This is a genomic window from Bradyrhizobium sp. I71 (assembly GCF_022354745.1).
Lineage (GTDB): Bacteria > Pseudomonadota > Alphaproteobacteria > Rhizobiales > Xanthobacteraceae > Bradyrhizobium > Bradyrhizobium liaoningense.
Genome location: NZ_CP059398.1, coordinates 4,918,240 through 4,944,399 on the forward strand (window position 1 = coordinate 4,918,240; position 26,160 = coordinate 4,944,399).

Consider the following 26,160-nt stretch of genomic DNA (forward strand, 5'->3'; position numbering starts at 1 on the left):
CGGCCATACATCCTTCGAGGCTCCCGGCGCGATGCGTGGCATCGCGTCACTCGCACCTCAGGATGACGGAACTGCTATCGTGCGTTGATAAGAGGGCTCGGACGCCGTCTCACTCCTCACCCGCAAGCAACGCAGCATTGCCGCCGGCCGCGGCGGTGTTGATCGTCACGGTCTGCTCGGTCGCGAAGCGCGACAAATAGTGCGGGCCGCCGGCCTTCGGGCCGGTTCCGGACAGGCCGTTGCCGCCGAAGGGCTGCACGCCGACCACGGCGCCGATCATGTTGCGGTTAACGTAGATGTTGCCGACCTGGGCGCGGTCGATGATCGCCTCGATCGTGTCGTCGATGCGGGAATGGACGCCGAGGGTGAGCCCGTAGCCGGTGCGCTCGATCGCCTGCAGGACGCGTTCGAGGTTCTCGGCGCGATAGCGCACGACATGGAGGATCGGGCCAAACACCTCCTCGGTGAGCTGGCCGGGCTCCCTGAGCTCGAAGATGTGCGGCGCGACGAAGCAGCCGTCCGGCGCGTGGCCTGCAAAGTGCAGCCGCGCCTCGCGCTTCATCCGCGCGATGTGCGCGTCGAGGCGCTGCTTGGCCTCCTCGTCGATCACCGGACCGACATGGGTTGCGATGTCCGAGGGATCGCCGATCTTCAACTCGCGCGCGGCACCAGCGATCATCTCGATCATGCGGTCGGCGACGTCCTCCTGCACGAACAAGAGCCGCAGCGCCGAGCAGCGTTGGCCGGCTGAACGGAAGGCCGAGGTCACGACGTCGTCGGCGACCTGCTCGGGCAGCGCGGTGGCATCCGCGATCATCGCGTTGATGCCGCCGGTCTCCGCGATCAACGGCACGATCGGCCCGTCCTTGGCGGCGAGAGTCCGGTTGATCAAGCGTGCCACCTCGGTCGAGCCGGTGAAGACCACGCCCGCAATGTCAGCGTGCGCGGTCAGCACGGCCCCGATGCGGCCATCGCCGGTGACGAGGTGCAGCGCGCTCTTGGGGATGCCCGCCTCGTGCAGCAGGGCCACGGCCTCGCGCGCGATGCGCGGCGTCTGCTCGGCGGGCTTTGCGACGACGCTGTTGCCGGCCATCAGCGCGGCCGTCACCTGTCCCAGGAAGATCGCCAGCGGAAAATTCCAGGGCGAGATCGCGACGAACACGCCGCGGCCGCGCATGCTAAGCGTGTTGCTCTCGCCGGTCGGGCCCGGCATGGCAGCCTCGACCCCGAACAGCTTGCGGCCCTGCGCGGCATAGTAGCGGCAGAAGTCGGCGGCCTCGCGCAGCTCCGATAGCGCGTCGTCAAGCGTCTTGCCGCCCTCGGCTTGCAGCAGCGCGATGAAGTGAGCGCCGCGGCTCTCCAGCAGATGCGCGGCCTGCTCCAACGCCGCCGCGCGCGCACCTGCCGGTGTGCGGCTCCAGGCGGCAAAGCCGGCGCCTGCCGCGGCGACCGCCGCATTGGCCTGATCCGGCGAGGCATCGGCGATCGCCTCGAGGCGGGCCGTCTCGGCCCTGACGTCGGTCAGCAACCGTTCGAGCGCGGCACGTTCGCCGAATTCGATGCCGCGCGAATTGCGCCGGTCCGGCGCGAAGAGATCGCAGGGCAATGGGATCTTTGGATGGGCCGCCGCCTGCGGCCGGACGATGGCATCTGCCGGACGCTGCAACAGCGCCGACACCGGCACGCGATAGTCGGCGGCCTGCGCCACGAAGGAGGAGTTGGCGCCGTTCTCCAGGAGCCGCCGCACGAGATAGGCGAGCAGATCACGATGGCTGCCGACCGGCGCGTAGGTGCGGTAGGCGATGTCCGGGTGATCTTTTGCCAGTTGCTCATACAGCGCTTCGCCCATGCCATGCAGGCGCTGGAATTCGAAGCCGCCGCTGCCGGCGGCAAGCTCCAGCACGGTCGCGACCGTCAGCGCGTTGTGGGTGGCGAATTGCGGGAAGATGCGGGGCCGCAAGGCCAGCAGCTTCGCCGCGCAGGCGACGTAGTTCAGATCCGTCATCGCCTTGCGCGTGAACACGGGATAGCCGCCGAGCCCGCGCTCCTGCGCGCGCTTGATCTCGGTGTCCCAATAGGCGCCCTTGACCAGCCGCACCATCAGCTTGCGATCATGTGCGCGGGCAAGCGCATCGACATAGTCGATCACCGCGCCGGCGCGCTTCTGATAGGCCTGGATGGCCAGGCCAAATCCGTCCCAGCCTCCGAGCGAGGGGTCGGCGAGCGTCGCCGCGATCACGTCGAGCGACAGTTCCAGACGGTCGGCCTCTTCGGCGTCGACGGTGAAGTTGAGGTCATGGGCCTTGGCGCGCTGGGCGAGGTCCAGCAGCAGCGGCACCAGTTCGGCCACCACGCGGCCGCGGCTGATCGCCTCGAAGCGCGGATGCAGCGCCGAGAGCTTGACGGAGATGCCGGGCCGGTCGGGCAGGGGATGGTTGCCTGCCGCCTTGCCGATCGTTTCAATGGCGCTGGCATAGGCGTCGAAGTAGCGCTTCGCATCCGCCGCGGTGCGCGCGCCTTCGCCGAGCATGTCGAAGGAATAACGCGTCTTCTGGCTGGAGCGCGGCCGGCCCCGCTCCAGCGCCTGCTCGATGGTCTCGCCCAGCACGAAATGATTGCCCATCAGCCGCATCGCCTGGCGCGTGGCGGTACGCACGGCCGGTGCGCCGAGCCGCTTCACGAGCCGGCCGATGGTGCCGTCGGGCGTCTCGCCGGGCTGGATCACGCGCGCGGAGAGGCCGAGCGCCCAGGCCGAGGCGTTGACCAGGAACGCGGTGGACTTGGTCTCGTGGTGGATGAAGTCGCCTTCGCCGAGCTTGTCCTCGATGAACTGGTCGGCGGTGCGCGCGTCCGGCACGCGCAGCAGCGCCTCGGCCAGCACCATCAGCGCGAGCCCCTCTTTGGTCGAGAGCGCGAACTCCCGCAGCATGTCCTCGACCCCGCCGAGCCGGTCGTCACGCTTGCGGATCGCCTCGACCAGCCGCGTTGCGCTGCGGTCGATCCGCGCCTCCTGCGGCGGGGACAGCTGCGACGCCGGCAAGAGGCGCGCGGCGATCTCGGTGTCATCGGGTGCGTAAGGAGCGGAGAAGGGAGGCGGGGTGTTCGGCATGGCGTGTCCTGTGGCTGAATGACAGGATAAGGCCAACGTTACCGTAGTTCGATAGACAAATAAGCCGAATTGCCTTAGAAAATGAAGACATCTTGCAATTTTGTCAGATATAATATGGAACTTGATCGAATCGACCGCAGAATCCTCTCGATTCTCCAGGAAGATGGGCGCATCGCCAATGTCGAGCTCGCCGAGCGTATCGGGCTGTCGCCAACGTCGATCGGCGAACGGCTGAAGCGCTTGCAGCGCGAGGGCTTTGTCGAAGGCTATGGTGCGCGGCTCAACCCGCACCGGCTCGGACTTGGCCTGTTGGTGTTCGTAGAGGTGCTGCTCGACAAGACCACGCCCGACAATTTCGAGCGCTTTGCGCGCGCGGTGAAGCTCGCGCCTGAGGTACTGGAGTGTCACATGGTTGCCGGCGGCTTCGACTATCTTGTGAAAGCGCGGCTTGCGGACATGGCCGCCTATCGACGCTTTCTCGGCGAGACCCTGCTGTCGATGCCGGGCGTGCGCGAGACGCGGACCTATGCGGTGATGGAGGAGATCAAGCGCGACGCACCGTTGCCGGTAGGCTGACGACATGCCGTCGCGATTGTCATTGCTGTGGCGTGGACGAGCGGTCTTCCAAGGAAAAATAACTATCCCCGTGCAATCGCAACGCCTGTCGTCGACTGCACTGGCCGTCTTTTAAATTTCTTGGCCCGGCTCCCGGATTAGTCCAGGAGGCAGCAAATGCTGGCGGGCTTATACTTTGAGGTTTTCTGCGGAGGTCTTGCCCCGGTTTGCGATCTCTTCGTATTCCACCGTCTGTCCCTCGTTGAGGGTCGACAGACCGGCTTTCTGCACTGCCGAGATATGCACGAACACATCCTTGCCCCCCGACGCAGGCTGGATAAATCCATAACCCTTCGTCGGGTTGAACCACTTGACCGTACCTTTAGCCATCACGACTTCTCCGCGGGTCTTCCTCCGAGATCTCCGAACCGCCAGTCCCCGCCAACCGGCCGGTTCGGTCCTACAGGATACGCGGAATGTGGCAGGCTTGGTAGCTCAAACCACATCGGCATTTCGCTGAATTCCGCTCAACTTCGCGGCGTTTTTGCCGGTTTTGCCCGTTTCGCGGTCAAATGCCCGTACGCGTCCCGCATCCGTCAATACGTCGCAGCCAGATAGTCGACGATCTTGCCGACATCGGCATCGTCGATCGGCGCGCCATAGACCTTGATCATCTTGGTCACCTCGGCTTGCCAGAAGCCTTTCTTGTCCTTCATCGGCGGCTGCGTGGCGATGTAGTCGGACGAGTGGCAGGCGCTGCAATTGCCCTGCACGACCTCGAGATTGGGACCGGGCTTGAAGGCGGCGACCTCGTCGGGAGTCTTGTAATTGACCGGCGCGGCAAGTGCCGAACCCGCCACGGCGGCGAGGGCGAGCATCACGGCGAGGAGAACGGTGCGCTGCATGATCATTCTCCTTCAGGCGACCGTCACGCGGACGGTTTCGACGACGTTGCGCAGATAACCCGCCGGGTTCCAGCGCGGCGTGTCCGGCTGCGTCTCGCCGCCATTGCCGGTGGCGCGCACCTTGAGCTCATGGCTGCCGGCGGCGAGCTTCACCGGCAGCTTCCATTCGCGGAAGGCGTATTTGCCAAGGTCCTTGCCGAGCTTTGCGCGGGTCCAGGTCCTGCCGCCGTCGGTGGAGACCTGGACTTCCTTGATGCCCTTGCCGCCGTCGAAGGCGATGCCGCGCAGGGTCGTCGCTCCCGCTTTCAGCCTGGCGCCATCGGGGACGCTGGTAATGAAGGAGCGGATGGTGAAGCGGTTGATCGGGATGGTCGCCTTCGGCGCGGTGCCCGGCTCGACCGCGTTGTTGGGCGTATCGGGAATGCGATAGGCCGACTTCATCCAGAAGCCGTCATAGACGTTGTCGATGACGGTGATCTCGTTGAGGTGCTTGACCCAGTAGGTGCCGAAATAGCCGGGCACGATCAGGCGCAGCGGGAAGCCGTTGAGGAACGGCAGGTCCTCGCCGTTCATGCCATAGGCCAGCATCACCTCGCCGTCGGTGGCGTGATCGAGATCGAGCGCCTTGACGAAATCGGGCGTCTTGTCGCTGACCGGTCCGTCCATGCCGCCAAACGTCACCTGCTTGGCGCCACTCTGAACGCCGGCCATGTCCAGCACGGACTTCAGCGGCACGCCGCGCCAGCGCGCACAGCCCATCGCGCCGTTGGCGAGCTGGCCGCCGGCGACGCGCGGCTCGAAGTAACCGCGGCTGTTGCCGGAGCACTGCGCGACGGCGACGATCTCCGTCGCCTTCATCTTCCTGATGTCCTTCAGCGAAAGTTTCAGCGGCTTGTCGACCTTGCCCTTGACCTCGAGCGTGAACTTGTCGGGGTCGAGATCGTAAGGAAGGTCGGAGAGGTGATAGCGCACGAAGAACGCGTTATTGGGCGTGATCGGGCCGTCGTTGAACACGGCAAACGGCGTCTCGAGCTGCGGCGGCCGGCTGGTCAGGCCGATCATCGGTCGCTTCTGCGGATATTTCACCAGCGGTCGTTCGCCATTGGCGAAGGGCAGGGTGACGGTGTCGAGCGCCAGCGCCTTGGTGGAGTTCAGTGTCGCCGCAACGGCGGCAAGGCCCGCTCCTTTGAGCAGGTTGCGTCGGTCGAACATTCTGGTCTCCTCCCGGAGCTTTTCGTTGGAGCGCGGTCATCACCGCGATCCTGCGCTCATCTGTCGCAACGATCTGGATGATGTCAATTGGTGCTTTCGCAGCAAGCCCATGCCGCTGTGTTGCAGCGGGCCGGTGTTTACGCGGCGATGAGATTGAGCCCAAGCTGTAGCCGCGACGGTGGTGCACCTCTCCCGCTTGCGGGAGAGGTCGGAACGAAGTGCCGGGTGAGGGCTCTCTCCTCTAGGGGGCTCTCCCGTTGCGGAGACACCCTCTCCCCAACCCTCCCCCGCAAGCGGGGGAGGGAGCGCACCGCCTCCGTGGCTTCGCCTTACGCCGCGACGCGCTCGCTTCGATCGACCAGCGCCGTCAACGTTCTTGCATCCGCCACGACACGCACCGCCATCGGCTCGTCGCGGCCGCGGATTGCGGCCTCCTGCTGCGGCAGGGCGTCGTCGGCGAGGTCCGCGGTGCGGAGGATTTCCTCCGAGACGATCGCCTCGCAGGCCAGGGTCTTGGTCATGTCCTGCAGGCGGGCGGCGACGTTGACGGCATCGCCCAGCGCCGTGAAGACGATGTGATCGCGATAGCCGATGTCGCCAATGATGACCTCGCCGCCGTGGATGCCGATGCCGAAGCGGATCGGCTGGCGAAGATCGTGGCTCAGGAGCTCGTTGAGCTCGTCGATATGCGTGGCGATTCCGCCGGCGGCCTTCAGCGCCTGCCGGCACGCGGTTTGCGGGTCGGCCGACAGCCCGAACAGCGCCAGCATGCCGTCGCCGACGAACTGGTTCGGCAGGCCGCCATTCTCGATGACGGCCTGCGAGACCGCACCGAGGAAGCGGTTGACGATGAAGACCGTGTCGAACGGCAGCCGCTTCTCGGCAAGCTGCGTCGAGCCGCGCATGTCCACGAACAGGCTGACGAGATAGCGCTCCTGGCCGATGCTGGCGGGCGTCGAAGCCTGCGCGTTCGCGGAGACTGTGTGCGGTGTGAAGAGCTGGAAGAAGGAGAGGTCGGAGGTCGGCCGCAGCTGGCAGGCGAGCCTGATCGAGGGATCTGAGGTGCCGACGCGGGTGAGCACGAAGGCCTCGCGCTGCGACGGCTCGGGCAGGGCCTCATGATCGCCGATGATGCGGATGCGGCAGGTCGAGCAGCGCGCGCGGCCGCCGCAGACGCTGGCATGCGGCACGTTGTGGCGCAGGCTCGCTTCCAGCACGGAGAGGCCTTTTGGCACGCGCACCGTCTTGCCGTTGCCGTAGGACAGCGCGATCATGCCGCCGCGCCGCTCGCGCAACGCACGTGCGCCGCGTGCCGCCAGCGCCAGTCCCAGCAGACCGAAATAACCGATGGTGAGGCCGCCCGCGATGCGGTCGAGCATATTGCCTTCAGCGACCGTTCCGACCTGACGGCGGGTGAGGTTCTGGCTACGCCATTCTCCATCTTCGCTCTCGACGGCGACGCTGCGGCCGCCCTGATAGATGCCGAGCAGCGACAGCGTCGGGATCAGCACGGCGGCCGCGAGCAGATAGGGCGCCGCGCGCGTGAAGAACGGCTTCAGGCGAAGCCAGAAGAAGATGCCGATGCAGCCGTGCACCCAGGCAATGAGGAGCAGGATCGTCATCTGCCAAAGCCGGCCCGGCGCTGCGACGAAGAACAGATAGAGCTCCTGCGGATAGAGCTTCTGATGATCGTACAGCGTGTAGCCGAGCCGCACCCCGACCACGTGCCCCATGACCAGGGCGGGGATGCTCAGGCCCAGCACCAGCTGGAGCGGCTCGATCGTCCGCCAGCGGAACTGCCGGCGCTGATACAGGGCGTAGATGCCGAGGCCCATATGGGTGAGTGCAGCCGTGTAGAACACGATCGCGACGGGGAGGAACTGCCAGAATAGGGTATGATAGTAGACCCCGACCTCCATGGCATCCACCGAGATGTTGCCGAGCGCATGGTTGAGGAAATGGCTGACCACATAGGCGAACAGGATGACGCCGCAGATGAGCCGCAGCTGCCGCACGCCGGTGGCGCGGACGAGTTCGGGCATGTGTACGGGAGCGGTGGCCATGATTCGCTTGTATCAGTTCACCAGGGAGAACAGCCAGCGTAGCGTTTAATTCCTGATGTGGACAGGCCGCGGGATCACTTGCGCGGCAAGGAGCCACACACACCGCCGTCGTCCCGGACAAGCGCGCCCGTAGGCGCGTGCAGATCCGGGACCCATAATCCCAGGGAGCGGTTTGGGGCCGGTTAGTAACTACGAGTCATCGGCAAACTCCGTCCTGTTGCCATGGGTCCCGGGGTCTGCGCTTACGCTTGCCAGGGACGACAGCGGCGTTTCGGGGCGCTACCCCCCGCATTGACTCCCCCTCTCAGGTTGGCGAAAAGCGCGGCCGTGACGACAGCCCCTGACATCTCCGTGCCCCTCCGCGGCGCCGCGCGCCGGCCTCTCGTCATGGCCGTGCTGATCATCGCCGCGATGACCGTGCTGCGCATCGTCTACGCCTCCGCGATCGAGCTGCGCACGGACGAGGCCTATTACTGGACCTGGTCAAAGGAAGCGGCGCTCAGCTTTCTCGATCATCCCCCCGGCATCGCCTGGATGATCCGCCTCAGTACCGCGATCTTCGGCGACACCGCGCTCGGCGTCCGCTTCGGCGGCATCGTCGCCATGCTGGTGACGCAGCTGCTGCTCGCCGACATCGTCCGCCGCCTCACCCATGATGCGCGTGCGATCATGTTCGCGGTGCTGATGCCGGAGGCCGCGCTCTATTACGGCCTGCTGATGGCCAAGGTCGCGCCCGATGTCGCGATGATTCCGTGTGCGATGGCGATGGTGTGGTCGCTGGTGCGGCTCGCACAGGGCGGCGACGGCCGCTGGTGGCTCGCGGCGGGCCTGTTCGCAGGCCTCTCGATGCTGTCGAAATTCACAGCGATCATGTTCGCACCGGCGGTTGCCGCCTTTCTGCTGGTGCCGGACTGGCGCTGGCGCTGGTTGCGGAGCCCTTACCCTTACCTCGCCGTGCTGGTTGCGATCGCCGCGTTCTCGCCGGTGCTGATCTGGAATGCGCAGCACGACTGGGCCTCGTTCCGCTTCCAGGGCGTGCGCGCCACCGCCAATTACGGCATCTCGCTGCGGACGATCGGCGATTACATCGGCCTGCAATTCGGCCTGGTCGGCTTCGTCATGCTGCCGGTGGTTCTGACGGGCCTGGTGCTGACGGCGTGGCGCGGCTATCGCACGCGCGAGCCGGTCGCGATCCTGCTGTCGACCGCCGTGCTGGTGCCGTTTCTTTATTTCCTTGCGAAGTCGATGACGCTCCGGGTCGGCGACACCTGGCCGATGTTCATGTGGCCGGTCGGCTTCGCGGCTACCGCGGTGAACCTCGCAACGATGACAAAGGAGGGATGGTCGGCCCGGATGCTGGAATCGTCACTGTTCTGGGTCAGGACCGCAATCGTCTCGGGCATCGCCTTCGTCGTCATCGTGTTTCTCTATTACGTCGCCGCGCCCTGGAATTTCCTCGGCAAGAGCGATCCGATCGGCGCCGAGGCCGGCTACGAGCAGGTCGCCGCGCGCGCGCAGGCCGCGCTCGACGAGACCGGCGCGACCTGGATCGCGACAACGGACTACCGCACCTATGCCATGATGCGCTGGCTGTTCAGGGGCCGCGTGCCCGTGATCGAGATCAACGAGCGCGGCCGCTTCCAGGATTTTCGCGATCCCGGCATGGACAGGATCAGGGGACACGCTGGCGTCTATGTCGGGCGCGCGCCGGACGATCGTTCGTCGCTGTGGCAGAACATCCCGGCCAGGCGCGAGCAGCTCGGCGACGTCGAACGCCGCTGGCGCGGCCTCGTGATGGACACCTATGTGCTTGAAAAGCTCACCGGTTGGACCCCGGAGCTGTCACCGCCGAAGGACTCGCCGCTGTTCCAGTGGAAGGTGCTGGCGGGGGAGTTTGAAGAGCGTTCGCTCGGATAGAGCGGCAGACTCCTCTTTCCCTTCTCCCCTTGTGGGAGAAGGTGGCGCGAAGCGACGGATGAGGGGTATCTATTCACACGGCAAAAGCTGCGTACGCGGAGAGATACCCCTCACCAGCCTCGCCGCTTTGCGAGCCACCCTCTCCCACAAGGGGAGAGGGGACAGCGAGCGCGTGGCGAGAGGCTACTCTTCCCCATCTTTCTTCCGCAGCAAATCCGTCGCGAGGTCCGACAGCTTCGGCGGTGGCAGCGCGGCGAACGGCAATGGCCTCGTCACATCAATCGCCGCCAGCCCCAGCCGCGCCGTCAGCAATCCATTCAGCACGCCCTCGCCCAGCCGCTGCGACAGCTTCGCCGCGATCCCGTGGCCGAGCATCTGCTGCACCAGGCTGTCGCTCGCGGCCATGCCGCCGGTGATCGCGAGATGGGCGATGACGTGACGGAGCAGGCGGATCATGCCGAGCGCGCCAGGGCGGCCGCCATAGAGATAGGCAAGCTGGCGGATCAGGCGCAGCGCGGCGACGAACACGAACAGCACGTCGATCGCCGCGCGGGGCGAGACCGCTGTGACGATCGAGACTTTTTGCGCGGCTGACGACACCAGCCGCCGCGCCTCGGCATCCAGCGGGGACATCAGTTCGCGCTCGGCGAGCCGGATCATGTCGGCGCCGTCGATGATCTCGCCGGCATGGCTCTCCAGCGTGGCGCGGGCACGCGCGAGCTGCGGGTTCTGGTGCGCGATCTTCAGCAGGTCCTGCACGATGACGCGGCTCTCGGCGCGATCGTCACTGGCGAGCACGTCGGCGGCGCGCTGATGCAGCTTCTCGATTGTCGCGAGGCGCGCCAGTCCAAACGCCTCGCGTCCGATCACGACGGCAAGCGCCGACGCAGTGACGAGCGCAAAGGCAAGCCCGACGTAGCCGAGGCTCTCGCTGCGCGCGAACAAATCCTCGATCAGATGGACGACGCCGAGCCCGACCCCGAGCAGCGTCAACCCGGCGAGGCCGGACCAGAACAGCGCGCCCCAGGGAAAGCGGCGCCGCGCGGGAAGTGTGGCCTGAATCGGCACCGGCAGCGTCGATGGATCGCTCTCCGGCGTGATCTGGATGGTGCCGCGACCGAGCCGTCCCGTCTCGTCGGCTTCGGTGACGACGACGCCGGGATCGTCGAGCCGGAACGTCGCCGGCCGCCGCTGCTGGGATCGCTCGGTCATGACAGCTTGTCTCCGATCAGGAACTGCAGGGCACGGTCGAGGCGGATGTGTGGCAGCGCGGGCTCGTCGTTGCCCTCGCGTTCGAGCTTGGGCGGGCGGAAGCGCAGGAAGCGGAAGTCGCTTGTCTCGGCCGCCTCCGTCGAGAGCCCGCGGAATGCATCCGTGTCGTTGAACAGCGGCTCGGGATCGACGGGCAGATCCCCCGGAAAGGTCGCGACTTCCGTGTTGCCGTCGAAGAACTCGCCGCCGGCGCTTTCGCCCGCGGCCGGAGTTCCCAGGATCGACGGCAATTTGTCGCGGCCACGGGACACCTGCGCCTCGCGCGTGGCGCGGACGGCGGCGAGTGCAACGACGTCGATCGCCGCACCGGTATTTTCCGCGCGCGCGACGGCGCCCGCAACGGCGCGGCGCAGCACGGCCTCGAGCCGGTCGTGGCTGGAATGATGCAGATGGTCCGCCTTGGTCGCCGCAAACAGGATGCGGTCGATGCGCGGCCGGAACAGGCTGGAGAGCAAGGTGCTGCGGCCGATGTTGAAGCAGCCGAGAATGCCGGCAAGCGCGGCTTCGAGATCGTGCAGCGCCTCGGGGCCCGAGTTGAATGCGGCGAGTGCATCCGCCAGCACGATCTGGCGATCGAGCCGCGCAAAATGATCGCGGAAGAACGGCCGCACCACGACATCCTTGTAGGCCTCGTAGCGCCGCACCATCATCGCCCAGAGCGAGCCGTCGGGCGCCTGTCCGCCAGCGGGCAGATCGAGCGGCGCGAAGGTCAGCGCGGGGGAGCCTGCGAGGTTGCCGGGCATCAGGAAGCGGCCCGGCGGCAACAGGCTCATCGCGAACCGCTCCTCGCGGCACGCGCGCAGATAGTCGGTGAAGAGCTTTGCGGCCGTCAGCGTCGCCTGCTCGTCCTCGCGCGCCTCGGGCTTGAGCGTTGCGAGATGCGCGTGCCAGTCCGCCGCGAGATGTGCCCGGGGCGTCTCGCGCGACAGCGCCAGGCTTTCCGCCGACCATTGCTCATAGCTTTTCTGGAGCAGCGGCAGATCGAGCAGCCATTCGCCGGGATAGTCGACGATGTCGAGCGTCAACATGCGGTCCGCGCCGTTCGGGCGCTGGTACTCGATCACGAGCCTGAGCTCGCTGATGTCGACGGTGGAGTTCGGCCAGCGCCGTTCCTCGACCAGCGCGCGCAGGTGGTTCTCATAGGCAAAGCGCGGCACGGCGTCGTCCGGCTGTGGCGCCAGATGCGCCCGCGCGATCCGGCCGGAGGCATAGGCTTCGAACACCGGAAACCGGCCGCCGCGCGTCAGTCCGTGGATCAGGGCGGTGATGAATACGGTCTTACCCGCCCGTGACAGCCCGGTGACGCCGAGCCGCACCGTCGGGTTGAAGAAGTGCTCGCCATAGTCGATCAGCGCCCTTGCCGACAGCCGCGCCTCTTCGACCATATCCTGGAAACTGAATGCCATATGAACGTTAGAGGATCCGGGGCGGAAGGAATGTGCGGCCGTTCACAAAAGTGGCAATTGCATAAGGAAAATCAAGCTCCATACTTCCACCGCCTTTGTCGGCCAGTCAGCCGTTTGAACGACGTGCCGATCCCGAAACACCCATACCAGAGGACAATTGCCTCACGTTAGCGGATTGCCCATGACCGTCTTCCAATTGAAAGAGTTCGCATCCAGCTCCGTCCACGCCGCAGCCGACATGGTCGGCTGGCATTACGACCGTGCCGAGCTGATCGCCGATGGTGTCATCCACGCGATCGGCGTCTTCGCCGGTATCGTCGCCGCGACCGTGCTGGTGGTGCTGACGGCGATCTATGCCGATGCGACCGACGTCGTCGGCGTCTCGATCTACGTCGCCGGCCTGCTCTCGATGCTGGTGCTGTCGGCGACCTATAATCTCTGGCCGGTCTCGCCGGCCAAATGGCTGCTGCGCCGGTTCGACCATTCGGCGATCTATCTGCTGATCGCGGCGACCTACACGCCGTTCATCCTGGAGGTGAAGGACAGCGTGTTCGCGCTGGTGCTGCTCGCCGGGGTCTGGTGCGTGGCAATCCTCGGCATCGTGTTGAAGCTTCTCTATCCCGGCCGGTTCGACCGCGTCTCGGTCGGCATCTACCTCGCGATGGGCTGGAGCGGCATGATGCTCTACGACGCCGTGGTCAGGGCATTGCCCGCGCTGGTGCTGGGCTTCATCGTTGCGGGCGGCCTGCTCTACAGCTTCGGCGTGATCTTCCACGCCTGGCGGCGTCTGCGATTCCAGAATGCGATCTGGCACGGCTTTGTCTTGGCCGGCGCGGCATGCCATTATACCGCGGTGCTCGACCTCGTGTTGAGCTGAGCGAGCTTTCCGCGAAGCGGTATAAGAGACGCGGTCCAAGACAAGAGGAGACGTCGCATGCAGGTGACCGGCAAGGTCGTGGTCGTCACGGGCGGCGCAAACGGCATCGGCAAGGCGCTGTGCGAGGCCTTTCATCACGCGGGCGCAGCCAAGGTCGTGGTCGCGGACATGGACGCCGCCAATGCGCGGGCGGTCGCGGCCATGGTTGATGGCGCCGCCTTCAAATGCGACGTTGCTCAGGAAAAGGACATCGCTCACGTCATCGAGGAGACCGAACGTCAGTTCGGGCCGATCGAGCTGTTCTGCTCCAATGCCGGCATCGGCGGCGGTTTCGATCCGATGTCGGAAAATGCCGGCGGCGCCTCGGATGAACCCTGGCAGCGCAGCTGGGCGATCCACGTCATGGCGCACGTCTACGCGGCGCGGCATCTCGTCCCGCGCATGAGGGCGCGTGGCGGCGGCTATTTCCTCAACACGATCTCGGCCGCAGGCTTGCTGTCGCAGGTCGGCAGCCCCGCTTATTCGACGACCAAGCACGCTGCGGTTGGCTTTGCCGAAAATCTCGCGATCTCGCACAAGGCCCACAACATCAAGGTCTCGATCCTCTGCCCCCAGGGCGTCGACACCAACATGCTGCGCTCGATCCCCAAGGGCCCGCAATCCGGCGACGGCGACCTGACGCCGGAGCAGGTCGCGAAAGACGTGCTCGCCGGCCTCGAGCAGGAAACGTTCCTGATCCTGCCGCACCCCCAGGTGCTCGGCTACATGCGCAAGAAGACCGAGAATTACGACCGCTGGATCGGCGGCATGGCCAAGATCCAGGCGAAGATGCGGGAAGAGTTCGGGAAGTGACCGCCACACCTGACGCTGTCGTGCCCCGCGAAGGCGGGGCATCCAGTACGCCGCGGCCTATCGATTGAACAGCGACCGTCCCGGAGTACTGGATCGCCCGGTCAAGCCGGGCGATGACACAGAGAGTGCAGCTACGCCGCACTCCGCCCCTCCTCCTCCCGGCTCTGCCGCAGCGCCCGCGCATAGAGCGTCATGCCCTCGCGCACGATGCGCTGTTCGGCCGGCGTCAACGCCGCCAGCGCACCACGCACCTGCTGCCGCCCGAACGCATGCAGCGCGTCCAGCGTGCGGCGGCCCTTCGCCGTCAGCGACAAGAGCTTGCTGCGTGCATCAAGCTCGTCAGGCGTCTCCCTGAGCTCGCCGCAGTCGATCAGCTTGCGCACCATGCGGCTGACGCTCGATTTCTCCAGACGCAGGAAATCACCGAGCTCGCCTGACGTCATCGGACCGCGGATGCCGATTTCCAGGATGGTGTGGACTGCCGAGGGCGGATAGTCCGATGCCGCCACCGTCGCGTCCATGAAGCCGAGCTCGCGCACCATCAGGCGCGACGCGGCGCGGATGTCGTCGATCAGCGCAAGCTGGTTCACCGCTTGACTCCCGGCATATAGTTGTATCATACAACTATATGGGCGCAACGCCGCGCGCAAGCGTTTTGGAGTGGGCGATGAGCGGAACTTTGCCAACCGGGATGCGGATGAGGGGCAAGGTCTGCCTCGTCACGGGCGGCGGCAGCGGCATCGGCCGCGCCACGGCGCTCAGGATGGCGGCCGAGGGAGCCGACGCGATCTTCGTCGCCGGCCGGCGCGAAGCCGAGATCGCCGCCGCCGCCTCGGCGTGCCGCGAGCTCGGTGCGGAGGCCGTGCCGGTCAAGACCGATATCACTGAGGAGGACGACGTCGCGCGGATGGTGCGCGCGGCGGTCGAGCGCTGCGGCAGGCTCGACGTTGCCTTCAATAACGCCGGATTCCAGGAGCGCCGCGCGCCGCTGGAGGAGCAGGGCACCGAGACCTACGACAGCGTGTTCGACACCAATGTCCGTGCGCTGTTTCTCTGCCTCCGCCACCAATTGCCGGCGATGCTCGCACAAGGCCGCGGCAGCATCGTCGTCAACGCCTCCGTCAGCGGCGTGCGCAATCCCAATCCCGGCTTCTCGCTCTATTCGGCCTCGAAAGCCGCCGCGATCTCGCTGACGCGCTCGGCGGCGATGGAGAACGCCCCGCGCGGCATCCGCATCAACGCCATCGCCCCCGGCCGCGTCGTCACGGACATGATGCTGCGTGCCGGCGTCGGCGACGTCGCAACCGTCAGCGCCGGCCTGCCGCTGCGGCGGATGGGAAGCCCGGAGGAGGTGGCGGAAGCCGTGGTGTGGCTGTCGTCCGACGCGTCATCCTATGTCGTCGGGCATGTGCTGGCGGCGGACGGCGGATTTCTGGCGTCGTAGCTCCGTAGCCCGGATGAGCGAAGCGACATCCGGGACCTTTGGTGCAGCCCCCCGGATATCGCTTCGCTCATCCGGGCTACGGCACCTCAATGCTTCTGCCCGTACAACACCGGCACCGCTGAATCGACGATGACCTCGACGAGGCTCGTGCCTGCATGGGCCATGCCGCGCTTCAGCGCTTCGCCCAGCTCCGCCGCCTTCGTCACCCGGACCGCATGGCAGCCCATGCCCTCGGCGAGCCGGACGAAATCGATTCCCGGCAGCTCCAGCCCGGGCACGTTGCGCACCTGCATCACCTGGCTGAACGAGCGCATCGCGCCGTAGCCGGAATTGTTGATGACGACGACGGTGAGCGGCAGCTTGCGCTGCGCCGCGGTCCACAGCGCCTGGATCGAATACATCGCCGACCCGTCGCCGATCAGGCAGACGGTGCGGCTGCTCGGCTTGCCGAGCGCCATGCCGACGGCGGCGGGCAGGGAGTAGCCGAGCCCGCCGCTCGACATGGTGTAGAAACTGTCCTGGCCGCGCATCGGCATGAACTTCTGCATCGCGGGCCGGTGCGAGGGCACTTCCTCGACCAGTGACGCCCCGTCCGGCATCGCTTGCGACAGCGAGTGCAGCAGGAATTCGACCGGCAGCGGATCGGAGGCTTGCGGGGCCGGCGGCAGCGTCCGGCCCTTCGGCGCCGCGCGCTTGCTCTCCGGCAGCAACTCGAGCAGCATGGTCAGCGCCGGCTTCATCGTCGTGATGATGCTGGTGCCGACCGGCGTCACGGCGGCGGCATCCGGATCATCGGTGATCTGGAAGATCGTCGTCCCGCCATCGAAGATCGCGGCATGGCCCTCGACATGGAAGGTGAATACCGGCGCGCCGATGACGACGACGAGATCGTGCTCCCGCAGTGCATCGGAGAGCTGCGCGGGCGAAGCGTGCAGGAAGCCGGCAAATTGCGGATGCCGCTCGGGGAACGAGCAGCGCGCCGAGAACGGGCTGACCCAGACGCTGGCCTTAGCCTTCTCGGCGACGCGCACCATCAGGTCGACCGCGCCGGCGCGGTCGACGCCGGGGCCGACGACGAGGGCAGGGTGTTTTGCGGAACCGAGCGCTGTGACCAGCGCCTTCATCGCGTCAGGCTCGGGGCCGATCTCCCGGCTGACCTTGCGCGCTTCGATCGGAGCAGCCGCATGCGCCCAGTCGTCGATCGGGATCGACACGAAGGTCGGCCCGCATGGCGGCTGCAACGCGGTGTAATAGGCCCGCGCGATCGCGGCCGGCACGTCCTCGGGCCGGGCCGGCTCGACGCTGTATTTGACGTAAGGCCGCGGGAATTCCGACGCGCGTTCGGCATAGAGGAACGCCTGCAGCGGCAGGATCGAGCGCGCCTGCTGGCCCGCGGTGATCACCAGCGGCGTCTGGTTGCGATGCGCGGTGTAGATATTGCCGAGCGCATTGCCGACGCCGGCGGCCGAATGCAGATTGACGAAGCCGGCATTGCGCGTGGCCTGCGCATAGCCGTCGGCCATGCCGACCGCAGACGCCTCCTGCAGCGCCAGCACATAGTCGATGTCGTCGGGCCAGTCGCTGAGGAACGGCAGCTCGGTCGAGCCGGGATTGCCGAACACTTTTGTGACGCCGAAGGCTCGCAGCAGGTCGAGCGTCGCCTGCTTCACGGTGACGGACTTGCTGCCGGTCTTGCCGTTCTTGGCCATGGTTTCCGGTCCCTTCTTATTCCTCATCCTGAGGAGCGCGTCTTCGCGCGTCTCGAAGGATGAAGGCCCGGCTGGTGGCCTCGCCCTTCGAGACGCGCGCGAAGGGCGCGCTCCTCAGGGTGAGGGTCTAACTTCCTACATCGCTGTTCGCAACGATGCGGACGGAGTTCACCACACCGCCGTGCCCTTCATGGTCGGCTGCCCCTCGGCATTCGCGGTCCACAGCTCCATGCCATCGGCGGTCTCGTTGGCGTTGACGGAGAACTCCGTGCCCTCGAACAGCGGCTGCAGGCCGCGATAGGTGAACTTCTTCGGCGCCTTGCCGCCGTGCAGCTTCGCCGCCATCTCGATGATCAGCGCGGCCTGCAACGGCCCGTGGAAGATCAGGCCCGGATAGCCCTCGACCTTGGTGACGTAGTCGCGGTCGTAATGGATGCGGTGGCCGTTGAATGTCAGCGCGGAGTAGCGGAACAGCAGCACGGGATCCGACACATGGGTCTCTCGGTGCTGCGCCTTCGGCGGCGGGGGTGGCGCCTTCGCCGTCGCAGGCGCGCTGCTCGTCATCTCGCGATAGACGATGTCCTGCCGCTCGCGGATCGCCGTGCCGCGCGGCGAGGAGATGCTGTGCTCGACCGAGACGAAGCACAGCGTGCCGGTCGAGCCTGATTTCACCTGCACGTCGGCGATGCGCGAGGTCCGCGTCGATTCATCGCCAACCTGCAGCGGCTGCAGGAATTCGATCTCGCCGCCGGCCCACATCCGGCGCGGCAGCGGCACCGGCGGCAGGAAGCCGCCGCGGGTCGGGTGGCCGTCGGGCCCGAGCATCGACATCGGAAACACCGGCTGCGCCAGGCACCAATGCACCGTGAACGGCGCGGCGTCGCCTTTCTTGGGTTCGCCGACCTCCTGGAACAGCGTTGCGCGCAGGCCCATCACGAGCTGCGCGGTGACGGTGTCAGTGGCTTCCGTGCTACGGCCGATCCATTGCCGCAAGTGGTCGATATCGAGCTTCTCGGTCATGACGCCTCGCTCTGCTACTTCTTCTGGGGCTTTTCGCCGATCGCCGGCACGGCACCATAGCTGCGGGTCTCGCCGACGATGATCGGCGCCGGAGCGGGATAGCTGACACGGCCGTTCGGCGTGTCGACCTCGATGCGACGCAGATGCGGATGCTTGGCGAGATCGGCCATGGTGTTGACCTCGGCAAAGGCGATGTCGGCGTCAGACAGCCGCTTCAACAGCTCGTCGCGCGTCAGCTTGCCGAAGATATCCGCGACCGTCTTGTCGGTGAAGTCGCGGTTGCGCACGCGCTCGACCATGTTGGCGACGCGCGGATCGGCGGGCAAATCGGGCTGGACAAGCACCTTCGCGCACAGCGTCTTCCACTCGCGCTCGCTCTGGATCGAGATCAAAATGTCCTTGCCGTCCTTGGAGGTGAACACGCCATAGGGCGCGATCGAGGGATGGCGCAGGCCCATGCGCTTGGGCGGGTTTCCGGCTTCGGAGTTGAGCAGGGGGACGGTGCACCAGTCCGCCATCACGTCGAACATGGAGATGCGGATGTCGGCGCCCTTGCCGGTGCGCCCGCGCGCGATCAGCGCTTCCAGGATTGCCGCATGGGCGGTGGCGCCGGTCGCCACATCCACAATCGACATGCCGACGCGCGAGGCGCCGTCGGGATTGCCGGTGATCGAGGCAAGCCCGCTCTCGGCCTGGATCAGCAAGTCGTAGGCCTTGCGATGCGCATAAGGGCCCTCGTCGCCGTAGCCGGTGATCGTGCACGAGATCAGCTTCGGATAGTCCTTCAACAGCCGCTCGCGCGAGAAGCCGAGCTTGTCCATCGAGCCGGGCTTGAGGTTCTGGATCAGTACGTCGGCGCTGGCGATCAGCTTCTCCAGCTCGGCGCAGCCTTCTTTCGTTGCAAGGTCGACCACCACCGACTGCTTGCCGCGGTTGAGCCAGACGAAATAGCTGCTCTGGCCCTTGGCCGCCGCGTCATAGCCGCGGGCGAAATCGCCTTCGGGCCGCTCGATCTTGATCACCTCGGCGCCGGCATCGGCCAGGCGCGAGGAGCAGAACGGCGCCGCGACCGCCTGCTCGACCGCAATCACCCTGATCCCGTCAAGTGCTCCCATGCTGGCCGCCTCAGTACGAGCGGGGCATGCCGAGCACATGCTCGGCGACGAAGGACAGCACGAGGTTGGTCGAGATCGGCGCTACCTGGTAGAGCCGCGTCTCGCGGAACTTGCGCTCGACGTCGTATTCCTCGGCGAAGCCGAAGCCGCCATGGGTCTGGATGCAGGCATTGGCCGCTTCCCAGGATGCATCCGCCGCCAGCATCTTGGCCATGTTGGCCTCGGCGCCGCAGTCGAGGCCGGCCTCGTACTTCCGTGTGGCTTCCTTCACCATCAGCTCGGCCGCCCGCATCGAGGCGTAGGCCTTGGCGATCGGGAACTGGATGCCCTGATTCTGGCCGATCGGCCGGCCGAAAACGCTGCGCTCCTTGGCGTAGTTCGTGGCCTTGGCTATGAACCATTTGGCGTCGCCGACACATTCGGCCGCGATCAGGATGCGCTCGGCATTCATGCCGGAGAGGATGTAGCGAAAGCCCTTGCCTTCCTCGCCGATCAGGTTCTCCGCCGGCACCTTCATGTCGGTGAAGAACACTTCCGTGGTGGCGTGGTTCATCATGGTGCGGATCGGGCGGATCTCGAGACCGTTGTTCTTGGCCTCGCGCATGTCGACGATGAACACCGACAAGCCGTCCGTGCGCTTCTTGACCTGATCCTTCGGCGTGGTGCGCGCCAGCAAAATCATCAGATCGGAATGCTCGGCGCGGCTGGTCCAGATCTTCTGGCCGTTGACGATATAGCTGTCGTTACCGTCCTTGCGCGCGAAGGTCTTCAGCGAGGAGGTGTCGGTGCCGCTGGTCGGCTCGGTGACGCCGAAGGCTTGCAGGCGCAGCTCGCCGCTCGCGACCTTCGGCAGGTACTTCGCCTTCTGCTCGGCATTGCCGTGCCGCAGCACCGTGCCCATCGTGTACATCTGGGCGTGGCAGCCGCCGCCGTTGCAGCCGGCGCGCTGGATCTCCTCGAGGATCGCGGCGGCCGCAGAAAGCTTCAGGCCGGCGCCGCCATATTCCTCGGGGATCAGCACCGAGAGATAGCCGGCCTCGGTCAGCGCATCGACGAACGCCTTGGGATAGGCCATCTCGCGATCGAGCTTGCGCCAGTATTCGCCGGGAAACTGCGCGCACAGCTTGGCGACGGCCTCGCGAATGTCGGCGTGATCTTCGGTGTGGTGTTCTTGACTCATGGCGTTTCCATTCGGTAGCGGCAGTTAAGATAACGCCGGCCAATCCCCTGGCGTTGTGAAAACAACGCCAGCCCCCTATGCTCATTTGCTATAGCGTATGGAGTAGCCTTCCAGGATTGGCAAGCATGGATTTCCGGCAGCTCAGGACCTTCAGTTGCGTGGCGGAGCTCGGCAGCCTCTCCAAGGCCTCCGACACGCTGCGCGTGGCGCAGCCGGCGCTCAGCCGACAGATCAAGCTCCTGGAACACGAGCTGCGCACCGATCTGTTCACCCGCAACGGCCGCGGCATGGTGCTGACCGAGGCCGGCCGGCTTCTGCTCGCGCGCACCTCCGGCATCGTGCGGCAGATCGACCAGATCCGCGACGACATCCAGTCGGCCAAGGGGCCGCCCTCGGGCCAGGTGGTGCTCGGCCTGGTTCCGACCGTGAGCTGCGTGCTGTCGGCGCGCTTTGCGCGGCGCTGCGTCGAAAAATTCCCCGGCATCTCGCTGCGCATCGTCGAGAGCTACAGCGGCCATCTCGTCGAATGGCTGCATCGCGGCGAGATGGATCTCGCCATCCTCTACGGCCGCTCGGCCGATCTGCATCTCAATGTCCAGAGCCTGGGGCGCGACAACATCGTCGCGGTCGGCCCGCGCGGCTGTGGGCTGGCGCGCAAGAAGAGCGTCGACATCGGCTGGCTGCTGCGCCAGCGCCTGGTGCTGCCCTCTCATTCCCACGGTCTCCGCGCGCTGATCGAGCATGCGGCGGCCCAGCGCAAGATCAAGCTCAACGTCCAGCTCGAGGCGGATTCCTTCCGCGTGCTGACCAGCCTCGTCGAGGAGGGCCTCGGCTTCGCGCTGCTGCCGCCCTCGTCGGTCCACGGCGAGGTCGCGGACGGGAGGCTTGAAACCGCGCCCGTATCCAGGCCGATGACGCGCGAGCTCATCTTTGCCTCTCCGATCGATCGCCCGGCCTCGACGGCCTCGCTCGCCATCACCGCCCTCCTGCGTGAGGAAGTCGCCGCCTGCCGCAAGGAAGGCCTGTGGGACATCAAATTGAGTTAGATGCGCTCGTGTCGTAGAACAGTCAGGCGCCGTCTTGCCTTCGCATCTGGCGCGAGCTGTCATGCCGAAATTTTATAGCTGGAAGGTATTCACGCGATCCGCGCTGCGGGAGAGGCAGGCAGCTGCATCCAAATCCTCCGTCATTGCGAGCGCAGCGAAGCAATCCAGGCTGCTTCCGCAGTGGCAGTCTGGATTGCTTCGTCGCTTCGCTCCTCGCAATGACGGCGGAGAGAGCTCAGGCCGGTATCCGCACCGGCAGGGACTCGTATCCCTTGATGAAGCTGGAATAGATCCGCTTCGGCTCGCCGACCACCTCGATCCGGTCGAACCGCTTCAGCATCTCCTCCCAGACGATCCGCAGCTGCAGTTCGGCAAGCCGCATGCCGACGCAGCGGTGGATGCCGAAGCCGAAGGAGAGGTGGGTGCGCGGCCGGGGACGGTCGATGATGAACTCGTTCGGCTTCTCGAACATCTCCTCGTCGCGGTTGCCCGAGACGTACCACATCACGACGCGGTCGCCCTTGCGGATCGGCTTGCCGCCGATCTCGGTGTCCTCTAGCGCGGTGCGCCGCATATGTGCGAGCGGCGTCTGCCAGCGGATCACCTCGGGCACCATGGAATCGATCAGCGCCGGATTGGCGCGGAGCTTGTCGTACTGCTCGGGGTTCTCGTTCAGCGCCAGCACCGAGCCGGTCATGGTGTTGCGCGTGGTGTCGTTGCCGCCGACGATGAGCAGGATGATGTTGCCCATGAGGTTGTCGGGGTCCATGTGGCGCGTGGCCTCGTTGTGTGCCATCAGCGACAGCAGGTCGTTGCGCGGCGCGGAGTTGACGCGCTCGTTCCACAGCTTCGACATGTAGGCGTAGCACTCGTCCATCTCGCGGCGGCGCTCCTCGGCGGAGGCGACGATGCCGCTCTTGGGCAGCGCGGTCGAGACGTCCGACCAGCGCGTCAGCTTGCGCCGCTCTTCCCAGGGGAAGTCGAACAGCGTCGCCAGCATCTGCGTCGTCAGCTCGATCGAGACGCGCTCGACGAAGTTGAAGGTCTCGTTGCGCGGCAGATTGTCCAGCACGGTCTGCGAGCGCTGCCGGATCAATCTCGCCAGCTCGTCCAGATGCTGAGGGGTGAACATCGGCGACACCGTCTTGCGCTGCGCCGAATGCCGGGGCTGGTCCATCGCGATGAAGCTTGGATAGTCGTAGCCTTCCGGCACGTCGCGGATCGAGATGCCGCCGAGCTTCGAATCCGAAGAGAAGATGCCGTGATTGGTGTCGACATGCATGATGTCGTTGTACTTCACCACCGACCAGTACGGCTCGATCGGCGCGTTGGTGCAGTAATGCACCGGCTCTTCCTTGCGCAGCCGCTCGAACCACGGCCACAGCGTGTCGTCCTGGAACAGCCTGGGCGCGCCGGGGTGGAATTGCGAAAGCGGCGTCGCATAGGCCTCCTCGCGCGCCCTGCGCATGCGTTCGGCCTTGTCCACTGTAACCGGCGCTTGGATGTTCATGATGTTAGCTCCAGTGTTGGTTTCTAACCTCTCCCGCTGGCGGGAGAGGCATAGGCCGCCCAGGGCGGCCGTCTCCTTAAGGACGCCGAGGCAAGCCTCGGCTATGGCATGGCGCCGGGTGAGGGCTCTTTCTTCCTGGCGAGCCTTCGTTGTTGAGGCACCCTCTCCCCGACCCTCCCCCGCAAGCGGGGGACGGGGCGCAGCTTCCGTGTGGATCTAGTTCAAGTTCATCTTACTGCGAATTTACGCCGCAATCTTCACCGGCAGCGTCTCGAGACCCTTCACGAAGCTCGAATAGACCCGCCTGGGCTCGCCGACCACATCAATATGGTCGAACCGCTTGAGAATTTCTTCCCAAATAATCTTGAGCTGGAGTTCGGCGAGCCTGAGGCCCACGCAGCGGTGGATGCCGAAGCCGAAGGAGAGATGCGTGCGTGGGCGGGCGCGATCGATGATGAAATCATAGGGCTTTTCGATCACCTCTTCGTCGCGGTTGCCCGAAACGTACCACATTACGACCTTGTCACCCTTCTTGATCTGCTTGCCGCGGAATTCGAAGTCGGAGAGCGCCGTGCGCCGCATATGCGCGAGCGGCGTCTGCCAGCGGATCACCTCGGGCACGAAGCTGTCGAGCAGATCAGGGTTCTCGCGCAGCTTGCGATACTGCTCCGGATGCTGGCTCAGCGCGTAGATCGAGCCCGACATGGTGTTGCGGGTGGTGTCGTTGCCGCCGACGATCAAAAGGATGAGATTGCCGAGGAAGTTCCTGGCGTCCATGTCGCGCGTGGCGGCACTGTGCGCCATCATCGACAACAGATCGCTCTTCGGCGGCTGCTCGATGCGCTCCTTCCAGAGGCGGGAGAAATAGGCCGCGCATTCCGTCAGCTCGGCCATCCGTTCGTCCTCGGTGGCGACGAGGCCGTCGGGGCCGGGAATGGTGGTGGCGATGTCCGACCAGCGCGTCAGCTTGCGGCGGTCTTCCCAGGGGAAGTCGAACAGCACCGCCAGCATCTGCGTCGTCAGCTCGATCGAGACGCGGTCGACCCAGTCGAACACCTCGCCGCGGGGCAGGTTGTCCAGGCACTCGGCCGAGCGCTTGCGGATGTTGATCGCGAGATTGTCCAGATGCGTCGGCGTGAACATCGGCGCCACGGTCTTGCGCTGGGCTGCATGACGCGGCGGGTCCATCGAGATGAAGCTCTCGCGGCGCAAGTCCGGATCGATGTCGCGGATGGTGATGCCGCCGAGCGCGGAGGCCGAGGAGAACACCGCATGGTTGGTCTCGATCTCCATGATGTCGTTGTAGCGCGTCACCGACCAATACGGCCCGAACATCGAGTCCTTGCAGTAGTGCACGGGATCGTCCCGGCGCAGGCGATCGAAATAGGGCCAGAACGCATCCGTCCTGAACAACTCCGGGTCGCCCGGATCGAACTGCTCCAGCGGCAGTGACGTGGCGCGCGCGCGCAGTTCGTCGAGCTTGGTCGCGCTCTCGATGGTCCCATGCATGACCGTTCTCCCTGACATGAACCGCGCGTTCTCGTTGAATTCTGCGCTGCGGTATTTGATTTGCAATTACAGCCGGTTGTCTGCGTCGGGGCAAGGGAGAGTTTTGCCACATCCAACCTTCACGAGAGCGTCGGACGGCCGTCACGCCGCCACGCGATCGTGACCTCCCGCACGCCGCGGGGTGGAGAATCGTGCAAGAAGCCTATCGGAATCGAGGTAAATCGAACCCGCCCAGCTTGGGGATCTACTAACCTCTGATCTACAGTTTGACCGCAACAGATCCGCACCCCGAGGTTGCTGACGTGAACGACATGCAATGGACCCCCATTGGGTCCGAACCCTTACCGCCGCCGCTGCCGCCCACGCGGGTCGATTTCTCCGGCAACCGCTCCGAGTTCCGCAGAATGGTCACCAAGGGTGCCATGCTGGAGCTCGTCACCTTCGGCTTCTACCGGTTCTGGCTGGTCACCGACATTCGCCGCAATCTGTGGGCCAACACTGCGATCGACGGCGATGCGGCCGAATATACCGGGCGGGCCAAGGAGCTTTTGATCGGCTTCCTGGTCGCGCTCGCGATCCTGGTGCCGATCTACCTCGCCTACTTTCTGATCGGCATCGAGTTCGAGCGCTGGCAGGGATTCGCCTCGTTGCCGCTGTTCATCGGCTTCTACGCCTTCGGTCAGTTCGCGATCTTTCGCGCGCGGCGCTACCGGCTGACGCGCACGGTCTGGCGCGGTGTGCGGTTCTGGATGGACGGCTCGGGCTGGGCCTATTCGCTCCGCGCCATGCTGTGGGGCCTCCTGGTGTTCCTGACGCTCGGCCTGGCACTGCCATGGCGCGAGGCCGCGCTCGAGCGCTACAAGATGCAGCACACCCATTACGGCGATCTCTCCGGCGACTTCGAAGGCGACGGCTGGACCTTCTTCAAGCGCGGCTGGTGGCTGTGGCTGCTCAGCCCGGTTGCGCTCGTGATCTTCCCGCTCGCACCGTTCTTCTACGCCGAGTTCAAGGCCCGCGAGTGGCGCTGGTGGCTCGACGGCATCCGCATCGGCGGCGTCAGCCTGTCCTCGAACCTGCCTCATGACGCCTTCTACGGCCTGTACTGGAAGGTGGTCGGCTGGTGGGCGCTGCTCTCGGCCGCATTCGGTGCTTACATGGTCGTCGGTACCTTGCTCGTCGTTCAGCTCACCGGCGTGCCGGTCGATGAGGTATTCGAGCCTGGCGACGGCGCCAAGAGCATCCCGGTGGTGGCAATGATGATCATCGGCTATTTCGCCGTAGCGCTTGCCATCAACATCGTCATGCGCGTCTATCTCCAGCGCGATCTCTGGGCGAAGGTGCTGGAGACCGTCGAGGTGCACGACATCGCGGCCGCGGCGGATGTGCAGGGGCGCGGCGAACTCGCCGGCGCGCTCGGCGAAGGGTTTGCCGATGGACTGGATGTTGCAGGATTCTGAGC

Annotated in this window: 21 protein-coding genes; 7 read left to right on the forward strand and 14 right to left on the reverse strand. The window is 65.7% G+C overall.

Annotated elements, in window-relative coordinates; genetic code table 11:
* Positions 1-109: 109 nt before the first annotated feature.
* On the reverse strand, positions 110-3,109 hold the full coding sequence (gene putA / locus FJV43_RS23750) for a bifunctional proline dehydrogenase/L-glutamate gamma-semialdehyde dehydrogenase PutA (protein ID WP_239621532.1): 3,000 nt from the start codon (positions 3,107-3,109) through the stop codon (positions 110-112).
* A gap of 114 nt (positions 3,110-3,223) precedes the next feature.
* On the opposite strand from putA, the gene FJV43_RS23755 reads away from it, so the two are divergent.
* A complete protein-coding gene (locus FJV43_RS23755; RefSeq protein WP_028182007.1) occupies positions 3,224-3,685 on the forward strand; it encodes an Lrp/AsnC ligand binding domain-containing protein in 462 nt (153 codons plus the stop codon).
* A gap of 168 nt (positions 3,686-3,853) precedes the next feature.
* On the opposite strand, the gene FJV43_RS23760 is transcribed toward FJV43_RS23755, so the two are convergent.
* The 4 genes from FJV43_RS23760 to FJV43_RS23775 form a co-directional block, all read right to left on the reverse strand.
* Positions 3,854-4,054: a cold-shock protein gene (locus tag FJV43_RS23760; RefSeq protein ID WP_008563500.1), complete on the reverse strand. Its 201-nt coding sequence runs from the start codon at positions 4,052-4,054 to the stop codon at positions 3,854-3,856.
* 206 nt (positions 4,055-4,260) lie between these two features.
* Entirely contained in the window at positions 4,261-4,569 is a 309-nt protein-coding gene (locus FJV43_RS23765) for a cytochrome c (protein WP_239621533.1), read from the reverse strand.
* Positions 4,570-4,581: 12 nt separating this feature from the next.
* Positions 4,582-5,781, reverse strand: a complete 1,200-nt coding sequence (locus FJV43_RS23770) for a molybdopterin-dependent oxidoreductase (RefSeq protein WP_239621534.1) — start codon at positions 5,779-5,781, stop codon at positions 4,582-4,584.
* Positions 5,782-6,110: 329 nt separating this feature from the next.
* Complete coding sequence (locus tag FJV43_RS23775; RefSeq protein ID WP_239621535.1) at positions 6,111-7,844, reverse strand: adenylate/guanylate cyclase domain-containing protein; 1,734 nt, start codon at positions 7,842-7,844, stop codon at positions 6,111-6,113.
* A gap of 387 nt (positions 7,845-8,231) precedes the next feature.
* On the opposite strand from FJV43_RS23775, the gene FJV43_RS23780 reads away from it, so the two are divergent.
* Complete coding sequence (locus tag FJV43_RS23780) at positions 8,232-9,761, forward strand: glycosyltransferase family 39 protein (RefSeq protein WP_239629568.1); 1,530 nt, start codon at positions 8,232-8,234, stop codon at positions 9,759-9,761.
* 183 nt (positions 9,762-9,944) lie between these two features.
* Here the strand turns inward: FJV43_RS23780 and FJV43_RS23785 are convergent, their stop codons facing one another.
* Entirely contained in the window at positions 9,945-10,973 is a 1,029-nt protein-coding gene (locus FJV43_RS23785) for a TIGR01620 family protein (RefSeq protein ID WP_239621536.1), read from the reverse strand.
* Positions 10,970-12,439 carry a YcjX family protein gene (locus tag FJV43_RS23790; protein WP_239621537.1) on the reverse strand — a complete coding sequence of 490 codons (1,470 nt, stop codon included), beginning with the start codon at positions 12,437-12,439 and terminating at the stop codon, positions 10,970-10,972. Before FJV43_RS23790 ends, FJV43_RS23785 begins: the two co-directional genes overlap by 4 nt.
* Positions 12,440-12,620: 181 nt before the next feature.
* Between FJV43_RS23790 and FJV43_RS23795 the strand changes: the two genes are divergently transcribed.
* Positions 12,621-13,316, forward strand: coding sequence for a hemolysin III family protein (locus FJV43_RS23795; protein ID WP_239621538.1), 696 nt, complete (start codon positions 12,621-12,623; stop codon positions 13,314-13,316).
* A gap of 57 nt (positions 13,317-13,373) precedes the next feature.
* A complete protein-coding gene (locus FJV43_RS23800; RefSeq protein ID WP_131869338.1) occupies positions 13,374-14,168 on the forward strand; it encodes an SDR family oxidoreductase in 795 nt (264 codons plus the stop codon).
* Positions 14,169-14,299: 131 nt separating this feature from the next.
* On the opposite strand, the gene FJV43_RS23805 is transcribed toward FJV43_RS23800, so the two are convergent.
* Positions 14,300-14,758 (reverse strand): MarR family winged helix-turn-helix transcriptional regulator, encoded by a 459-nt coding sequence (locus tag FJV43_RS23805; RefSeq protein WP_239621539.1) that lies wholly within the window; start codon positions 14,756-14,758, stop codon positions 14,300-14,302.
* Positions 14,759-14,835: 77 nt separating this feature from the next.
* Here FJV43_RS23805 and FJV43_RS23810 point away from each other — a divergent pair, with 77 nt between their 5' ends.
* A complete protein-coding gene (locus FJV43_RS23810; RefSeq protein WP_239621540.1) occupies positions 14,836-15,612 on the forward strand; it encodes a glucose 1-dehydrogenase in 777 nt (258 codons plus the stop codon).
* 86 nt (positions 15,613-15,698) lie between these two features.
* On the opposite strand, the gene mdlC is transcribed toward FJV43_RS23810, so the two are convergent.
* From mdlC to FJV43_RS23830, 4 genes are all read right to left on the reverse strand, one after another.
* Complete coding sequence (gene mdlC / locus FJV43_RS23815; protein WP_239629570.1) at positions 15,699-17,321, reverse strand: benzoylformate decarboxylase; 1,623 nt, start codon at positions 17,319-17,321, stop codon at positions 15,699-15,701.
* A 168-nt stretch (positions 17,322-17,489) separates the two neighbouring features.
* Complete coding sequence (locus FJV43_RS23820; protein WP_239621541.1) at positions 17,490-18,341, reverse strand: MaoC family dehydratase N-terminal domain-containing protein; 852 nt, start codon at positions 18,339-18,341, stop codon at positions 17,490-17,492.
* 14 nt (positions 18,342-18,355) lie between these two features.
* On the reverse strand, positions 18,356-19,456 hold the full coding sequence (locus FJV43_RS23825; protein WP_239621542.1) for a CaiB/BaiF CoA-transferase family protein: 1,101 nt from the start codon (positions 19,454-19,456) through the stop codon (positions 18,356-18,358).
* Between the two features lie 10 nt (positions 19,457-19,466).
* The gene (locus tag FJV43_RS23830; protein ID WP_239621543.1) at positions 19,467-20,636 is read right to left on the reverse strand and encodes an acyl-CoA dehydrogenase family protein; all 1,170 of its coding nucleotides are present in this window, start codon (positions 20,634-20,636) and stop codon (positions 19,467-19,469) included.
* A gap of 125 nt (positions 20,637-20,761) precedes the next feature.
* Between FJV43_RS23830 and FJV43_RS23835 the strand changes: the two genes are divergently transcribed.
* Positions 20,762-21,682: a LysR substrate-binding domain-containing protein gene (locus FJV43_RS23835; RefSeq protein WP_239621544.1), complete on the forward strand. Its 921-nt coding sequence runs from the start codon at positions 20,762-20,764 to the stop codon at positions 21,680-21,682.
* A 235-nt stretch (positions 21,683-21,917) separates the two neighbouring features.
* On the opposite strand, the gene FJV43_RS23840 is transcribed toward FJV43_RS23835, so the two are convergent.
* Together FJV43_RS23840 and FJV43_RS23845 are read right to left on the reverse strand one after the other, a co-directional pair.
* Positions 21,918-23,192, reverse strand: coding sequence for a cytochrome P450 (locus FJV43_RS23840; RefSeq protein ID WP_239621545.1), 1,275 nt, complete (start codon positions 23,190-23,192; stop codon positions 21,918-21,920).
* Between the two features lie 243 nt (positions 23,193-23,435).
* Positions 23,436-24,701 carry a cytochrome P450 gene (locus FJV43_RS23845; protein WP_239621546.1) on the reverse strand — a complete coding sequence of 422 codons (1,266 nt, stop codon included), beginning with the start codon at positions 24,699-24,701 and terminating at the stop codon, positions 23,436-23,438.
* Positions 24,702-25,012: 311 nt separating this feature from the next.
* Between FJV43_RS23845 and FJV43_RS23850 the strand changes: the two genes are divergently transcribed.
* Positions 25,013-26,158 (forward strand): YjgN family protein, encoded by a 1,146-nt coding sequence (locus FJV43_RS23850; RefSeq protein ID WP_239629572.1) that lies wholly within the window; start codon positions 25,013-25,015, stop codon positions 26,156-26,158.
* The last annotated feature ends 2 nt before the right edge of the window (positions 26,159-26,160 follow it).

Excerpts from the sequence above, each read along its gene's own strand:
- putA (WP_239621532.1), bottom strand. The coding sequence starts at position 3,109 with ATGCCGAACACCCCGCCTCCCTTCTCCGCTCCTTACGCACCCGATGAC.
- FJV43_RS23755 (WP_028182007.1), top strand. The coding sequence starts at position 3,224 with ATGGAACTTGATCGAATCGACCGCAGAATCCTCTCGATTCTCCAGGAA.
- FJV43_RS23760 (WP_008563500.1), bottom strand. The coding sequence starts at position 4,054 with ATGGCTAAAGGTACGGTCAAGTGGTTCAACCCGACGAAGGGTTATGGA.
- FJV43_RS23765 (WP_239621533.1), bottom strand. The coding sequence starts at position 4,569 with ATGCAGCGCACCGTTCTCCTCGCCGTGATGCTCGCCCTCGCCGCCGTG.
- FJV43_RS23770 (WP_239621534.1), bottom strand. The coding sequence starts at position 5,781 with ATGTTCGACCGACGCAACCTGCTCAAAGGAGCGGGCCTTGCCGCCGTT.
- FJV43_RS23775 (WP_239621535.1), bottom strand. The coding sequence starts at position 7,844 with ATGGCCACCGCTCCCGTACACATGCCCGAACTCGTCCGCGCCACCGGC.
- FJV43_RS23780 (WP_239629568.1), top strand. The coding sequence starts at position 8,232 with ATGGCCGTGCTGATCATCGCCGCGATGACCGTGCTGCGCATCGTCTAC.
- FJV43_RS23785 (WP_239621536.1), bottom strand. The coding sequence starts at position 10,973 with ATGACCGAGCGATCCCAGCAGCGGCGGCCGGCGACGTTCCGGCTCGAC.
- FJV43_RS23790 (WP_239621537.1), bottom strand. The coding sequence starts at position 12,439 with ATGGCATTCAGTTTCCAGGATATGGTCGAAGAGGCGCGGCTGTCGGCA.
- FJV43_RS23795 (WP_239621538.1), top strand. The coding sequence starts at position 12,621 with ATGACCGTCTTCCAATTGAAAGAGTTCGCATCCAGCTCCGTCCACGCC.
- FJV43_RS23800 (WP_131869338.1), top strand. The coding sequence starts at position 13,374 with ATGCAGGTGACCGGCAAGGTCGTGGTCGTCACGGGCGGCGCAAACGGC.
- FJV43_RS23810 (WP_239621540.1), top strand. The coding sequence starts at position 14,836 with ATGAGCGGAACTTTGCCAACCGGGATGCGGATGAGGGGCAAGGTCTGC.
- mdlC (WP_239629570.1), bottom strand. The coding sequence starts at position 17,321 with ATGGCCAAGAACGGCAAGACCGGCAGCAAGTCCGTCACCGTGAAGCAG.
- FJV43_RS23820 (WP_239621541.1), bottom strand. The coding sequence starts at position 18,341 with ATGACCGAGAAGCTCGATATCGACCACTTGCGGCAATGGATCGGCCGT.
- FJV43_RS23825 (WP_239621542.1), bottom strand. The coding sequence starts at position 19,456 with ATGGGAGCACTTGACGGGATCAGGGTGATTGCGGTCGAGCAGGCGGTC.
- FJV43_RS23830 (WP_239621543.1), bottom strand. The coding sequence starts at position 20,636 with ATGAGTCAAGAACACCACACCGAAGATCACGCCGACATTCGCGAGGCC.
- FJV43_RS23835 (WP_239621544.1), top strand. The coding sequence starts at position 20,762 with ATGGATTTCCGGCAGCTCAGGACCTTCAGTTGCGTGGCGGAGCTCGGC.
- FJV43_RS23840 (WP_239621545.1), bottom strand. The coding sequence starts at position 23,192 with ATGAACATCCAAGCGCCGGTTACAGTGGACAAGGCCGAACGCATGCGC.
- FJV43_RS23845 (WP_239621546.1), bottom strand. The coding sequence starts at position 24,701 with ATGCATGGGACCATCGAGAGCGCGACCAAGCTCGACGAACTGCGCGCG.
- FJV43_RS23850 (WP_239629572.1), top strand. The coding sequence starts at position 25,013 with ATGCAATGGACCCCCATTGGGTCCGAACCCTTACCGCCGCCGCTGCCG.